17 protein-coding genes are annotated in these 12,826 nt (G+C 61.9%); 9 read left to right on the forward strand and 8 right to left on the reverse strand.

Annotated elements, in window-relative coordinates; translation table 11 throughout:
* The first annotated feature begins 82 nt into the window (after positions 1-82).
* Positions 83-682 carry a mycofactocin system transcriptional regulator gene (mftR, locus tag G9U53_RS28135; protein ID WP_003941984.1) on the forward strand — a complete coding sequence of 200 codons (600 nt, stop codon included), beginning with the start codon at positions 83-85 and terminating at the stop codon, positions 680-682.
* A 29-nt stretch (positions 683-711) separates the two neighbouring features.
* A complete protein-coding gene (gene mftM, locus G9U53_RS28140) occupies positions 712-1,545 on the forward strand; it encodes a mycofactocin oligosaccharide methyltransferase MftM (protein ID WP_042453167.1) in 834 nt (277 codons plus the stop codon).
* A gap of 6 nt (positions 1,546-1,551) precedes the next feature.
* Here mftM and G9U53_RS28145 read toward each other — a convergent pair whose 3' ends face one another.
* On the reverse strand, positions 1,552-1,755 hold the full coding sequence (locus G9U53_RS28145) for a DUF4287 domain-containing protein (RefSeq protein ID WP_007728313.1): 204 nt from the start codon (positions 1,753-1,755) through the stop codon (positions 1,552-1,554).
* Positions 1,756-1,896: 141 nt separating this feature from the next.
* On the opposite strand from G9U53_RS28145, the gene G9U53_RS28150 reads away from it, so the two are divergent.
* Entirely contained in the window at positions 1,897-2,109 is a 213-nt protein-coding gene (locus tag G9U53_RS28150) for a TOBE domain-containing protein (protein ID WP_003942061.1), read from the forward strand.
* A gap of 16 nt (positions 2,110-2,125) precedes the next feature.
* Here the strand turns inward: G9U53_RS28150 and G9U53_RS28155 are convergent, their stop codons facing one another.
* Positions 2,126-2,551, reverse strand: coding sequence for a DUF6314 family protein (locus tag G9U53_RS28155; RefSeq protein WP_058038124.1), 426 nt, complete (start codon positions 2,549-2,551; stop codon positions 2,126-2,128).
* Positions 2,552-2,661: 110 nt separating this feature from the next.
* On the opposite strand from G9U53_RS28155, the gene G9U53_RS28160 reads away from it, so the two are divergent.
* Together G9U53_RS28160 and G9U53_RS28165 are read left to right on the forward strand one after the other, a co-directional pair.
* Positions 2,662-3,138 carry a MaoC/PaaZ C-terminal domain-containing protein gene (locus G9U53_RS28160; RefSeq protein WP_007728315.1) on the forward strand — a complete coding sequence of 159 codons (477 nt, stop codon included), beginning with the start codon at positions 2,662-2,664 and terminating at the stop codon, positions 3,136-3,138.
* A 233-nt stretch (positions 3,139-3,371) separates the two neighbouring features.
* Complete coding sequence (locus tag G9U53_RS28165; protein ID WP_118606303.1) at positions 3,372-4,160, forward strand: thioesterase family protein; 789 nt, start codon at positions 3,372-3,374, stop codon at positions 4,158-4,160.
* Between the two features lie 12 nt (positions 4,161-4,172).
* Here G9U53_RS28165 and G9U53_RS28170 read toward each other — a convergent pair whose 3' ends face one another.
* Positions 4,173-5,843 carry a hypothetical protein gene (locus G9U53_RS28170; RefSeq protein WP_063314736.1) on the reverse strand — a complete coding sequence of 557 codons (1,671 nt, stop codon included), beginning with the start codon at positions 5,841-5,843 and terminating at the stop codon, positions 4,173-4,175.
* Positions 5,840-6,775: an ABC transporter ATP-binding protein gene (locus G9U53_RS28175; RefSeq protein WP_003942009.1), complete on the reverse strand. Its 936-nt coding sequence runs from the start codon at positions 6,773-6,775 to the stop codon at positions 5,840-5,842. Before G9U53_RS28175 ends, G9U53_RS28170 begins: the two co-directional genes overlap by 4 nt.
* Positions 6,776-6,843: 68 nt before the next feature.
* On the opposite strand from G9U53_RS28175, the gene G9U53_RS28180 reads away from it, so the two are divergent.
* Complete coding sequence (locus tag G9U53_RS28180; protein ID WP_007728322.1) at positions 6,844-7,338, forward strand: helix-turn-helix domain-containing protein; 495 nt, start codon at positions 6,844-6,846, stop codon at positions 7,336-7,338.
* Positions 7,339-7,421: 83 nt separating this feature from the next.
* The gene (locus G9U53_RS28185; protein ID WP_007728324.1) at positions 7,422-7,961 is read left to right on the forward strand and encodes a hypothetical protein; all 540 of its coding nucleotides are present in this window, start codon (positions 7,422-7,424) and stop codon (positions 7,959-7,961) included.
* Here G9U53_RS28185 and G9U53_RS28190 read toward each other — a convergent pair.
* From G9U53_RS28190 to G9U53_RS28200, 3 genes are read right to left on the reverse strand one after another with little or no spacing between them, the layout of a single operon-like run.
* Positions 7,958-8,641 carry a response regulator transcription factor gene (locus G9U53_RS28190; protein ID WP_003942005.1) on the reverse strand — a complete coding sequence of 228 codons (684 nt, stop codon included), beginning with the start codon at positions 8,639-8,641 and terminating at the stop codon, positions 7,958-7,960. The two genes, G9U53_RS28185 and G9U53_RS28190, sit on opposite strands and share 4 nt — an antisense overlap.
* Positions 8,638-10,011 (reverse strand): GAF domain-containing sensor histidine kinase, encoded by a 1,374-nt coding sequence (locus G9U53_RS28195; RefSeq protein ID WP_003941844.1) that lies wholly within the window; start codon positions 10,009-10,011, stop codon positions 8,638-8,640. Before G9U53_RS28195 ends, G9U53_RS28190 begins: the two co-directional genes overlap by 4 nt.
* A 43-nt stretch (positions 10,012-10,054) precedes the next feature.
* Complete coding sequence (locus G9U53_RS28200) at positions 10,055-11,260, reverse strand: iron-containing alcohol dehydrogenase (protein ID WP_003942060.1); 1,206 nt, start codon at positions 11,258-11,260, stop codon at positions 10,055-10,057.
* Positions 11,261-11,695: 435 nt separating this feature from the next.
* On the opposite strand from G9U53_RS28200, the gene G9U53_RS28205 reads away from it, so the two are divergent.
* Positions 11,696-12,058 carry an RNHCP domain-containing protein gene (locus G9U53_RS28205; RefSeq protein ID WP_003941922.1) on the forward strand — a complete coding sequence of 121 codons (363 nt, stop codon included), beginning with the start codon at positions 11,696-11,698 and terminating at the stop codon, positions 12,056-12,058.
* An 11-nt stretch (positions 12,059-12,069) separates the two neighbouring features.
* Complete coding sequence (locus G9U53_RS28210) at positions 12,070-12,489, forward strand: RNHCP domain-containing protein (protein WP_058038126.1); 420 nt, start codon at positions 12,070-12,072, stop codon at positions 12,487-12,489.
* On the opposite strand, the gene G9U53_RS28215 is transcribed toward G9U53_RS28210, so the two are convergent.
* Positions 12,478-12,825: a hypothetical protein gene (locus G9U53_RS28215; RefSeq protein ID WP_165639666.1), complete on the reverse strand. Its 348-nt coding sequence runs from the start codon at positions 12,823-12,825 to the stop codon at positions 12,478-12,480. The two genes, G9U53_RS28210 and G9U53_RS28215, sit on opposite strands and share 12 nt — an antisense overlap.
* Position 12,826: the final 1 nt, after the last annotated feature.

Genomic DNA, 12,826 nt, shown 5'->3' on the forward strand with positions numbered 1-12,826 from the left:
TCACTAGTGGGACTTCACTGTGACTCGGTTCACCACTGTAATGGCATCGAGTGCAGAATGACACACATGGAGCGAAAAAAGTATGCGTAGCCGCAAGAAACCGTCCGCTCGGATAGGTCGTCGCCCCTCCACAACGAAGGAGGGAATCAGCACGATCGGGATCGAACTGTTCTCGACAGTCGGCTTCAACGAGGTGAGCGTCGACCAGATAGCCGATGCCGCCGGCATCGCGCGTCGGACCTTCTTTCGCTACTTCCCGTCCAAGAACGCCGTCCCCTGGGGAGACTTCGACGGACATCTCGACGAGATGCGCGAGCACCTGGATTCACTGCCCGCTGATATTCCGTTGGTCGACGCACTCGAATCCGCATTGTTGACGTTCAACACCTTCCCACCGGAAGAGACTGCGGTACATCGCAAACGGATGGAATTGATCCTCGAAGTTCCGACGCTTCAGGCATACTCTGTGGTGATGTACGAAGGTTGGCGGCAGGTGGTCGCCGACTACGTCGCACGCCGAATGAATCTCGAGCCGAGCGATCACGGCCCACGCACGGTCGGCTATCTTCTGCTCGGGGTCGCGATGTCGGCGTACGAGCAGTGGCTCACCGACGATTCACTCGAGCTACCGGAACTCTTGAAAACAGGTACGCAGTCCTTGCGGACCGGTATCAGCACCTGAGAAAGCATCACCACCCGAGAAAGGCGATCATGTCCACCATCACGAACGAACCCGTCCTGGATTCCCTGGCGCCGTCGACGCCGGGCTTGTGGTCGTTCGGGCATGTCACCGTCGAACGCGTCGAGTCCGGTCCGATCTCGCTCGATCGCCGAGGCGGTCGCCTCCACGTCAAGCACTCCCTCACTCCCGCCGATCTGAGTGAGCGACTCGTCGCCGGAGTCACCTCGTCGATCCAGGACGCGGAGTTCGGTCAGGACGAATTCGAGTTGACGATGGTCGGCCTGGTTCGCTCCACCGTGGACGGCGCTCTCGAATCCTGGACCACCTACTACCGGAACTCACTTGCCGAACTACTGGACGGCACTGCAGATTTCGCGCCGATTCACGACAAAGCCGAAGAGCTGGTCCGTGGTTCCGTGCTCGATCTGGGTTCCTGCTTCGGTTTCCTGCCCCTGCGGCTCGCGCGCGCCGGAATGGACGTGACCGCCACGGACATCCTGCCCGGAACGATGATCCTGCTCGACGCGGTTGCCCCCGAACTCGGCATCACGATCGACACGGTGATCTGCGACGCGGGTGAAGTACCGGCACCGGACAACAGCGCCGACACCGTCACCGCGATTCATCTCCTCGAACACGTCGACGACGCAGTCGGCGAGGCCGTGATCGCGCAAGCACTCCGGATCGCGCGTCAACGGGTCGTCATTGCAGTCCCCTTCGAAGACGAAGCCACCGCGTGCCACGGCCACATCCGCACTTTCGATCTCGAGTCACTGCGTGCGGTCGGCCGGCAGAGCCGTGTGCCGTTCGAGGTATTCGAGCATCACGGCGGCTGGTTGGTGCTGGACGCATCGGCCGCCTGAAAAGAACTAGCCTTCTTTCAGCGTATGGGCGACAAGCGCATTCGCGTGCCCATGACCCATACCGTGCTCCGACTTCAACCAGTTGACCAATTCCATGTGCTTCGTGAGGTCTGAGCTTCTGATCAGCTCTTGCCATTCACCGATCGGCCGACCGTACTTCTTCTCGATCGACGGAAAATACGACGCCGGGCCTTTCACGGGTTCAGTCATGACCGGAATCTACCTCCACCGCCCGACAATATTCGCGCACCGGCGGCGCCCGCATGTCCGCACCTGCGGAATCGCTGGGTAGACACGCGACCATCGCATTATGGTCGAAGAACACCCACCCGAGAGCACAGGAGTTCAGCGATGCGACTGTCCACACGAAATCAACTCACCGGCACCATCACCGAGGTCAACCTCGGCACCGTCATGGCGACGGTCAAGGTGAAGTTGGACGGCGGGAATCAGATTGTGACCTCGTCGATCACCCGCGATGCCGCACTGGATCTCGATCTTGAACCAGGCCAAGCCGCAACGGTATTCGTGAAGTCCACCGAGGTGACGATCGGCGTCGAGTAACTGGCGAGCGATGTGATCAGGGCCGGGTGAGATGCGTGGTCATCGTGTAGTCCTTGCTCGGCCCCGTCACGGTCCAGACGACAGTCCAGGTCGATCGATCTCCGGCAGTGACGTCGATTCGCCCGCGGTAGGTATCCGCACCGCACAGGTGCTCGACTTCCTCCCCCGGCGCCCAGTCGTGGAACTCTCTGCCGTCTTCGAATGTCACGGCCCACTCGAGGCCGCGCTCGGCAATGAACAGAGTTCGGAACACGGGTAATTCCAGGTCGCCGTCACGCAGCGTGCCGCTCTCGTACCAGCGCATCAGACCGTCACCGGCGTCGGAGATAGTGGTCTCGCCGAATACATGCTTGGTGGAACCGGAAAGGCGGTCGACGATGTCCCGCTCGAAGTGCCACTTTCCTACCAGCGCCCTCGGCTCGATTTTCGCGTCGTCGACCATGTCGCGATTCTAGTGACCCTGCATTGCCCGACGACACCGGAGACCGACTCGAACACACTGCGAGAGTATGTTCCGAGTACACCCGGAACACGCAGGAGATTTTCACAACCATGAACGATTCGGCCGCCCTTCACAAACGCGCAGTGTTCGCCGAGGATCTCGAGATCGGCCAAGTGATCCCATTGGGTTCGTATTCGGTGACCGAAGAGGAAATCGTCGAGTTCGCAACTCAGTGGGATCCCCAGTGGTTTCACGTCGACAAGGAAGCCGCCGAGTCCGGCGTCTTCGGCGGGTTGATCGCCAGCGGGCTGCACACCCTGTCGATCTGCCAGAAGTTGGTGGTCGCCAGTCTCTACGACCAGTGGAACGTGATCGCCGGGAAAACCATGCGCGACGTGAGCTTCCTCCGTCCGCTTCGCCCCGGTGACACCCTGAGCGGAAAGGTCACCGTCGACAACGTCGTGTTCGACAATCGCGCGCGAGGATTGGTGACCATCACAGCGAAATTGGTCGATGCACACGGCAATCGCGTTCTCGACGTGGTCACTGACGCCTACCTGCACTGCCGCTCGACTCGCGGACAGTGAATTATCGGTAAATTTCGCACCACACTGTCCGAATTGCCGTACTTTCAGTGACGTTGCGACGCAACAATACCCATCCCTGCAATCAGGAGTTCCTCACACATGAGCAGCCTCGGCGAGATCAATCCTCTCGGCATTCTTCAGATCCTCATCTACATGCTCTTCGGTGGGTCGTCCAGCACTCCCGAATAGACCCTAGCTTGCCATAGCCATAGTCAGCATCTAGGGTGCTGACTATGGCAATTACTAGTCAGGCATCAGTGGCGGCCGCGCCGTCGACCGACGCAGCGCGTCATCACACCGAATTCGACTCCAGTTGGCGGAGTTTCGACGGCATCCAGGGCGGACTCGCAATTGCACGGATGCTGCGGGTGGCGGCCGACGCGTCCGGAGCCGAACCGCTGGCAGTCACGGCGCATCTGGACCGCCCCGTTCCTCCTGGGCCGGCCGAGTTGACTGTCGGCGAGATGCGGGGCGGGCGGACCGTCAGTTGCCACGTCACGCTGACCGGTTCGGGATCCGCTCTCGTTCGGTTGGCCCGCGACATAGGAGCTACAACAATGTCCGCCCCTGTCGCCGAACCGGCTCCGGTCGACCCGTCAACCCTGCCGCCGCTGGAGATCCCGGTGGATTTTGTGCCGTTCGCCCAGCACCTCGACATCCGGCCGATCAATTCCGCGAGGCCGTTCGCCGGTGGCGACTCCCCTGAATTCGACGTCTGGATCCGCCTGCTCACAGACCTCGATTTCACGGCCCAAGAGCGCGCCGCGGTCCTTCTCGACGCGCTTCCGCCCGGACTGTTCGCGACACTGACGATGCCCGTGGCCATACCGACCATCGAGTTCACCGCGCATTTCACCCCGGAGCACCTCACGGCAGATCCCCGAACGCTGTCACCGTGGTATCGCCTACGCCACGGGACTGCCTGGGCGACGGACACTCTCTGTGTTGACGAATCCGAACTATTCGACTCGACCGGACGACTTGCTGCTCGGGCTCGCCAGCTTCGTCGAATTCTAAGTTGAGTTTCAGCTCTCCTACACCTGGAGGTCGCGACGACGGAACGCAACAAGCGATGCTGTCGAAAGCACCACTGCCACAACGATCATTGCCAGCAGTGGCAGAACTGTCACCGGCTCGGCAGGGGCACCCGGCACGTGAGTGTAGGGCGACAGATCCAGCACTACCTGCGGAAGCTTCAGCAACGTGCCGAGTTGCCCGAGCACGATGCATGCCGCCAAGATTCCCCAGGAGAGCGCCGACGCGTACGTCGGAAACAGTCCGAAAGCCAACGACACCAACCCCACGACTACGAGCACCGCAGGCAGATAGGCCAACGCGGCGCCAGTCATGCGAAGTGTGTTGCCGCCGATGTCGTCCGTGACGAGCCCGAAGGCAAATCCGGTGAAGGCACCCATCAAGACGTGCGCGAGGATCACGCCGCCCACAACCACACCCAGGTGGGAAAGCATCCACCTCCACCGCGACAAAGACGTTGCCAGCAACGGTTCGAGCCGTCCCGAAGTTTCCTCGCCCCGCATCCGGAGAAGACTCTGGACCGAATACGCCGCGATGACTATCGACGTGAGCCCCAAAGCAGTGGCCAAGTAGGAATCCACCAGATCCGATCCGCCGCCGCCAAGTTTCTCGAACATCTCCGCGGTCTGCTGCGACGATCCCACCATCGCGTCGATCTCGTTGCCCACAGCGCCGTACGCGAACCCGAGTATGACAACGGCAAAGATCCACCAGAACATCGTCATTCGCTGCATGCGCCACGCCAGGCCCCAGGCCGACGGTAGCCACGATGCCGCGACTGGCGGGCCGGGACGGGGCTGAACGAGTCCCGCTCCCTGATCGCGATGGCCGATGAGAACAAAAGCCACCACCACGTGCACAGCCGCGAATCCGATCAGCAACAACAGGATCCACCAGGCGTCGTCGTCGAAAGGTCTGATCTGTTGTGCCCATCCGATCGGCGAGAGCCACGACAACCAGCCACTGACCACGCGAGTTCCGTCGTCGACGACCGTACTGTTCACGTCGCCGATCGCGCGCAGCATGAACGCAACGCCGATCGCGGCACCCGCCAGGCCGTTGGCCGTACGAGCACCGTCGGTGATCTGCGCCGTCACGGCTGCCACTCCGGCAAACGCGATTCCGGTCCCACCTATCGAGGCGCCCAACGCGAACGAACCGACGACAGGCAAACCGACGGCGATCGATCCCAGTGCAATTCCCAGTGCAAGAACGACGTTCGCACCGACCGTTACGATCAGTGCGGAGGTCAGGAGCGCTCGTCGACCTACCACCGCTGCACCGATCATCTCGGCTCGGCCGGTCTCCTCGTTCTGTCGCGTATGGCGAACCACCGCAAGGGTGCTCATCAATGCGGCCACCAACGCGAACACGAGCACCGACTGACTGGCGACTATCGCGCCCTGCGAATCACCGGACACGATCCCGTTGGTCGCCAGCGCGACCGGCGATACCGCGGAACTGACTGCGATGTTTCGTAATTCCTCGGGTGTCGAGTACAGCCCGGTCACACTGGCGACAACCAGCAGCATGAACAAGACGATGGAGATAACCCACACGGAGAGCTGAATTCGGTCCCGCCGCAAAGCCAGCCGAACCAGTCGGCGTGTGCCGGTGAATTGACTTGCCGAGGCCGGTACCGGTGGAGCGGCCTCGACAACAACGGTCACGGCCGTACTCCGGTCTCGGCTCGCAGGTGTACCGAAGTCTCCCTGGCCCGTTCGTCACCGTAATGCCGCAAGAAAAGTTCTTCGAGAGTCGGCGGAGTGGAAGTGAGCGCCACGATTCCGAATCCGACCAAGTACGTCATGAGTGGTCCGAGTTGCGCGCTGTCGACTTCGCAGGTGACGTGGTTACCGTCGATCACCGCGTCGTGGACACCGCCGAGTCCGTCGAGTCCACCGATCGGACGCTGCGTCTCCGCCGCGACGGACGTGCGCGTGAGATGCCTGAGTTCGGACAGTGTTCCCTCTTCCACCGTCCGCCCGTCGCGGATGATGCTCACACGATCGCACAGCGCTTCGACCTCGGCGAGGATATGGCTCGACAGCAGTACCGTCTTTCCGGCGTGAGCCACCTCCTCGACGCAGTCCTGGAATACCGCCTCCATCAACGGGTCGAGCCCCGATGTGGGTTCGTCGAGGACGTAAAGGTCGACGTCGGACGAGAACGCGGCCACGAGTGCAACCTTCTGCCGGTTACCTTTCGAGTACGTACGCGCCTTCTTGGTCGGGTCCAATTCGAAGCGATCGAGCAACTCGCTGCGGCGTTTTCGGTCCAAGCCACCGCGCAGGCCCGCCAACAGATCGATAGCCTCACCGCCGGTGAGGTTGGGCCACAGATTCACGTCGCCAGGCACATAGGCGAGACGTCGATGCAAAGTAACAGCGTCTCGCCACGGATCGCCGCCGAGAACGGTTGCGTCTCCGGAGTCCGAGCGGAGCAGGCCGAGGAGCACCCGAATAGTGGTGGACTTTCCGGAACCGTTCGGCCCCAGGAATCCGTGCACTTCACCCGTCGAGACGTCGAGGTCGAGGCCGTCCAGCGCGCGGGTGGTACCGAAGGTCTTGACGAGGCTTTTCACTGAAATTGCCGCACCCATGAATTTGACCGTACGCCGATTTCACAAATGTGTGAAGATAGAAAAGACGGAAAGATCGAAGGGTTCCGATGACCGACACCAGCCACACCGTTGCACCGGACGAGAGCCGACACTATGTCGAGCGACTCTCACTCGTACTGAGCGACATGGGTTTTCCGCCGATGCCCGCCCGCGTCTGGGCCGCGTTGATGACCAGCGAGACACCCTCGTCCACGCCAGGAGATCTCGGATCTCGGTTGGGAGTGAGCCCCGCCGCCATTTCCGGAGCCGTCCGATACCTCCAGCAAGTCGGATTGATCGAGCGTGTGGCCGTCCCCGGATCGCGGCGTCAGCACTACTGCGTCAGCGTCGACATGTGGGCCGACGCGTTTGTCACGAAACAGTCCTCGCTCTACCAGGTCTCGGCAGTTGCGGACGAGGGCATACGAGTCCTCGGTGAAGGAACAACCGCCGGCGATCGTATGGCAGATCTGCGCGACTTCTTCGACTTCATGGCCGCGGAAATGCCGCGAATGCTCGCGGACTGGCGCTCCCGGCGAAAAGACCGGACACCTGGCAGGTAACTTCAGGTTTACCCGCAATTTCGGCGGGGTACCTCAATTCTCGTTCCAGCATGGTCAGGTGCGGTGTAATCGAGGAGTTGCTGATGAAGCTGTCGATCAGGGGCGCGAACACTTCACCGACTCCACCCTTCGCGCGTACCGCTTCACCCGAAACCTGTGAACGATCGATTTCCCTGAATCGCACCGCCGCCGAGGCATTCGCCGGTGATCACCATGCACTGTCGAAACTACTGGCCCGGTTGCACCCTCGCGTCGTTCTCTACTATCGCGCCAGACTCCTCGGGACGCCCGTCGCGACATTCGCCGACGATCTCGCCCACCAATGCACCCTGGACGTCGTCACACGAATGTCCGACACGATCTCGGCCGACACACGCATCGAGACCTTCGCGTACGAGTTGGCCTCTCGACGAATTGCGTCAATTCCCCAGTCACGCAACATCGACGGACAATTCAAACGCCCGCGTCGCCTGACCGACGACCAACGTGAGGTTCTGGTACTACGAATCGCAGTGGGTCTGACTGCCGAGATGACCGCGTCGACTCTGCGCACAACTCGTTCGAGCGTGCTCCTCCTACAGCATCAAGCGCTGCGCGCCTGGACGGTCTCCGAGCAGAGCTAGATCAGACCTTGCTTACTCGCGGCATAGACGGCCTCTGCTCGACGGCTCACCTCGAGTTTGCGCATGATGTTGCTGACGTGAAACTTGACGGTGGTCGGTGAGATGAACAATCTCTCACCGATCTTGATGTTGGACAAGCCGTTTGCGAGGAGTCTGAGCACTTCGAGTTCGCGATCGGTCAATCGTTCTTTCGACGACGACTGCCCGTTGAGCGATCGCACGACAGCTGACGCGCTGCGCGAATCGAACGCACTCTCACCCCGCGAGACCGCCCTGATCGCACGCACCAATTCGGTGGTGTCGACGTCTTTGACGACATAGCCGCGAGCACCCGCGTGCACCGCTCGCACCACCAGTTGATCGTCGAGAAACGTGGTGAGAACCAACAGTCCGAGGCCGGGATGCGCCGAGGACAGCTGGCCACACAGGGTCAGTCCCTCGTAGTCGGAACTGGCGGAGAGTTTGAGATCCATCAGGACGATGTCCGGGCCGACCTTGTCGACCACGGCGAGTGCCTCGGCGAGGGACGAAGCCTCCCCCACGATCTCGAGATCGCTTTCGCGCTCGAGAACCGAGCGGAGCCCTTGCCGCAGAATTGCATGGTCGTCGACCAGGACGATTCGAACCAATCCCTGAACCGGCGATGCTCCGCGGGTGATGACGGGACGCGCAGTGGTCATGATTCCTCGCTCTCGATTTCAGTGGTGGAGCAAAGGTTTTCCATGCCCGAGTCGAACGGCAGTGGTAGTCGCACGAGAATCTGAATCCCACCGATCCGCGCGCGCCGTACTTCGAGCGCACCACCCAACTCGAGTGTTCGCGCCTGCATGTTCGCGAGACCGCGATGGCGGCCGTCGACGTCGTTGGTGGCTGCGAGTTTGAGGATCAGACGCATTCGCGCAGGGTCGCCGTCACCGTCGTCGGAGACCGACAGCAACACGGAGTCCGCCCGATAGGTCAGACGAAGCACCGCCCGATTCGCGTGAGCATGGACCGCTGCATTGAAGAGAGCTTCCCCCGCGATCCGGAGAAGAGCGTGTTCGGCATCGCCCGGAAGTTCGGTCGGGGTACCGCCGACGCGAACGCTCACCGCCAACTCGTCCGGCATGTGAACCACGCCGAGTTGCTCGAGCATCTCGGGCAACGACGTCCGGTCCGCGTCCGACGAATGATTGAGCGCATAGATCGCCGAACGAAGCTGCTCGACCGCCCTCCTGGTCAAATCCTTTGCCAAGTCCAGTCTTTCACTGCGTTCAGCCTCCGGGATGTCGCTCCGGCAGACCTCGATCTGCATGCCCGCCGACAACACCGCCTGTGTCACACTGTCGTGCAGTTCGCGGGCGATCCGGTGACGTTCGTCGTCGACCACTTGGTGCCGGTGCGCCACTCCGAGTTGACGCTGAGTGGACTCCAATTCGCTGTTGCGCACCGCAAGGTCGGCTGCAGTACGATTGGCCTCCGCATACGCATCTTCGGCACGCTCGAGCAGTAGTTGTCCGCGCTGATAGAGCGCCGAATTCTGCAGAGCCACAGCAGTCTGGCTGGCCAGAATGCTGAGCACGGCTCCGTCCGTCGTGTCGAGGGTTCGGTTGGCCGGCGTCCAGGCTGCAAAGGCACCTACCACGCCGCCACCGAGCACGATCGGCACAAACGCGTAGTGCGCGTCGATCACCGAGTTGGATTCGATTCTTCCGTACCGGATGTCGTCGAGGCATTCGACGACATCCTCCGGAAGTGGCGGCCCCTCCACATTGTCGACCAGAAAAGGGGTGGCGTCCGGGCCGAGAACCAGTCGCCGTGGTCCGGCGTCGGGCAAAGTTCCGTCAGCCAAGGCGAAGACTATCCAGTTGGCACTCAGATGCGCACGGGCAGCTTCCGCGACCGCGCAGACGAGGGTTTCCGGCCCCTCGACGGTGCGCACCAAAGCCCGCGAGATCAACTCCAAGGCATGCACGACGCGTTCGAGGCGCTCGGCCGCACCGCGATACTGCGGGTAGAACGAACTCTTACCCGATCGTAATCCGGTGAGCCGGGACAGGTCCGCGGTCATCGCCTGCACCAATTCACAGCGGCCCTCTTCACAGCGTCCATCTTCACAAGGCACCTCGGAACAACGCCACCATCTGTTCCTGCGTCGCTTCCCTGGGATTGGTGGACATGCAGGCGTCGAGCAACGCGAAGCTGGCGAGCCTACTCAGGTCTTCCTCGCGAACACCCAACTCCCCCAGCCCCTTCGGCACACCGACCTCCCGGGCGAGACGCTCGACCCGGTCGGCCACCGCCAGCGCTGCTTCCTCCGGGGTGCCGCGTTGCTCGGGAAGACTCAGTGCCGCAGCGATGGCGACAAAGGGGGCGGCGTCCGTGGTGGAATTGAACCGGATGACGTGGGGCAAGAGAATTCCGTTGATGACGCCGTGCGGAAGGTCGAGCATGCCGCCCACCTGATGGCTCATGGCGTGCGCGGCTCCGAGTATCGCGTTGGTGAACGCCAACCCGGCCTCGAGGCTCGCCTGCGCCATCACCGATCGAGCTTCCATCTCCATCGGGTCCTGGATCGTGTGCACCAGATTCTCGGTCACGAGGCCGACAGCGCGGAGCGCGTGATGATCGGTCAACGGATTGTGCGCCAGTGAGACGAAGGCTTCGATTCCGTGCGTCAATGCGTCCAATCCTGTTGCCGCATTGAGCCACTCGGGCATCGTCGTGAGCAACCGCGGATCGATGACCGTCACATCTGGAACCAGCGCCCGGCCGATGATGGTGATCTTGGTGCCGCGGGTCGTGTCCGTGACGATGCAGAACTGCGACACGTCCGCGCCCGTGCCGGACGTGGTGGGAACCATCACCAACGGCGGGATCGGTTTGGTCGCCTGATCTACCCCCTCGTAGTCGAGTATGTTGCCACCGTTGGCAGCGAGGACGGCTACACCCTTAGCCGCGTCGATGACCGAACCGCCGCCGAGCGCGATGATGACGTCACACTCGCCTTCCTGGTACACCTCGAAACCGGCCGCGATCTCGAAGTCCTTGGGATTGGGCGTCAGCCCTGACCACACCGTCGCCGTCAATCCCTGCTCCGTGAGATGGTCTTCGAGTTCGCTGACCCATCCCGCGTCGATCAGACCGGGATCGGTGACCAGGAATGGTCGGAACCCGCCGAACCTCAGAGTCGCGTGTGCTGCCTCGACCAGGGAACCGATACCGAAGACGATCTCGGGGGCGTGAAATTTGACCAGTCGAGCAGCAGTGCCGCGGCGATGAACACCGTGGTTCACAGCATCCGGGTATGCCACGGACACGACCCCACTCTCCTCTCGCTGCTCTGAGATCTCCGGTCGGGATTTCGCATCCGTCGCTCTCAGCGCATCAACTCCCACGTACACAAACTGGTGTGATCCACCTTACAATCGCTGGCCCCGAGCCTACGCGGACAGCAGTCGGGGCACACCCACCGAAGGAGAGGCGCTTACCTACCCGTTCGGGCAGGTAAGGCGTCTCGGGAAAATGAATGGCGCGGCGAGAAGGTCCCGCTGTACTTTCGGTTGCGGCCAGAGTGGCCCGTAGAACCGATTCAGAAGGTGTTTATGACCCAGCCCGCGCCGAGCGCGCCTCTCGCCCCTGCACTGCCGGCAACCTCGAGGGTCACATGCTGATCCTCGAAACGTCGGACTGACAGCCGCGAGGCCCCCTCGGCCTGCTCCTACTGCTTTGTTCACTCAGCTAGGAGTTCTCCAGTGCCTCAATCACACAATTCCATCTCGAAAACCGACACCTTCTCGTGCATTCAGTGCGGACTCACAGTCATGACGTACGGCCCCGATGGTGATCGCCGAAACCACTGCCCCAGTTGCCTGCATTCCCGACACCTGTTCGACCAGGTGGAAGGTGGACCGTCGGACTGCGGAATGCGGATGGCTCCCATTTCGATCGCAGTACTGCGCAGTGGCGATTGGATGATCATCCACCGCTGCGCACAGTGCCTCGAGCTCACCTCCAACCCCGTCAGCCGAGACGACAACCAGTTGTTGTTGATGAGAATGGCAGTGCGGCCGCTCGCGCAACCGCCCTTCCCGCTCGAAGCCTTCGGCGACTTGTGAGGGGGAATCAGATGCCACGTAGGAATCCCAGCACCCGCGCGCGGCGGGCACCGCAACGGGCCAAGCACGTGCTGCACGGAATCGGCGGAGAACAAGGATCGAGCTTCCGTTGTCTCACATGCCGTTTGGACATCTCCACTGCGGCGCCGGGTACCGCTCATCGGAACCACTGCCCGAACTGTCTGGCCAGCCGCCACGTGGACGGTCGCGTTCCGGGCGACCGAGCACAACAGTGCCGAGGTGCCATGGCGGCGCTGTGCCTGTCGGTCCGTCAAGACGGTGAATGGATGCTCGTTCATCAGTGTATCGAGTGCAATACGTTGAAAGTCAACAGGATTGCCGGCGACGACAACGTCTTGGTCCTGCTGCGCTTGGCGCTACGTCCGTTGGCAGACCCTCGCCTGCGCTCGCGCGCGTTGCTAGCGCTCTGATGATTCGTCCGGTGTAATCGTGCGGTTCTGCGCACGATTACACCGGACGAACACCACGAACACGATCCCGGCGAGCAAGCCGACCGCCGTCGGTCCGAGGACCAGTCCCGAGTACAACCACGGGGCAGGTTCTGCCGGAAAGAGGTCCATGAATATGGGTCCGGTGTATGTCGGTTGGGAAAACGGCTCCCGATAGGATCCTCCGGTGAGAATGTGCGGTGACGCCAACGACTTCCACCACCACTGAAACACGCCGAGCGCCACAACCCCACACACGGCGCCGAGCACTGTCAGCGCCGCGATCGGTCGCCAGATCGATCCCCTGATTTCGGACATG

This window comes from Rhodococcus sp. D-46 (genome assembly GCF_011290655.1).
In the GTDB taxonomy this organism is placed as follows: Bacteria; Actinomycetota; Actinomycetes; order Mycobacteriales; family Mycobacteriaceae; genus Rhodococcus_F; species Rhodococcus_F qingshengii.

Bases quoted from the DNA above. Each gene is read 5' to 3' on its own strand.
- mftR (WP_003941984.1), top strand. From the start codon at position 83: ATGCGTAGCCGCAAGAAACCGTCCGCTCGGATAGGTCGTCGCCCCTCC.
- mftM (WP_042453167.1), top strand. From the start codon at position 712: ATGTCCACCATCACGAACGAACCCGTCCTGGATTCCCTGGCGCCGTCG.
- G9U53_RS28145 (WP_007728313.1), bottom strand. From the start codon at position 1,755: ATGACTGAACCCGTGAAAGGCCCGGCGTCGTATTTTCCGTCGATCGAG.
- G9U53_RS28150 (WP_003942061.1), top strand. From the start codon at position 1,897: ATGCGACTGTCCACACGAAATCAACTCACCGGCACCATCACCGAGGTC.
- G9U53_RS28155 (WP_058038124.1), bottom strand. From the start codon at position 2,551: ATGGTCGACGACGCGAAAATCGAGCCGAGGGCGCTGGTAGGAAAGTGG.
- G9U53_RS28160 (WP_007728315.1), top strand. From the start codon at position 2,662: ATGAACGATTCGGCCGCCCTTCACAAACGCGCAGTGTTCGCCGAGGAT.
- G9U53_RS28165 (WP_118606303.1), top strand. From the start codon at position 3,372: ATGGCAATTACTAGTCAGGCATCAGTGGCGGCCGCGCCGTCGACCGAC.
- G9U53_RS28175 (WP_003942009.1), bottom strand. From the start codon at position 6,775: ATGGGTGCGGCAATTTCAGTGAAAAGCCTCGTCAAGACCTTCGGTACC.
- G9U53_RS28180 (WP_007728322.1), top strand. From the start codon at position 6,844: ATGACCGACACCAGCCACACCGTTGCACCGGACGAGAGCCGACACTAT.
- G9U53_RS28185 (WP_007728324.1), top strand. From the start codon at position 7,422: ATGAAGCTGTCGATCAGGGGCGCGAACACTTCACCGACTCCACCCTTC.
- G9U53_RS28190 (WP_003942005.1), bottom strand. From the start codon at position 8,641: ATGACCACTGCGCGTCCCGTCATCACCCGCGGAGCATCGCCGGTTCAG.
- G9U53_RS28195 (WP_003941844.1), bottom strand. From the start codon at position 10,011: ATGACCGCGGACCTGTCCCGGCTCACCGGATTACGATCGGGTAAGAGT.
- G9U53_RS28210 (WP_058038126.1), top strand. From the start codon at position 12,070: ATGCCACGTAGGAATCCCAGCACCCGCGCGCGGCGGGCACCGCAACGG.
- G9U53_RS28215 (WP_165639666.1), bottom strand. From the start codon at position 12,825: ATGTCCGAAATCAGGGGATCGATCTGGCGACCGATCGCGGCGCTGACA.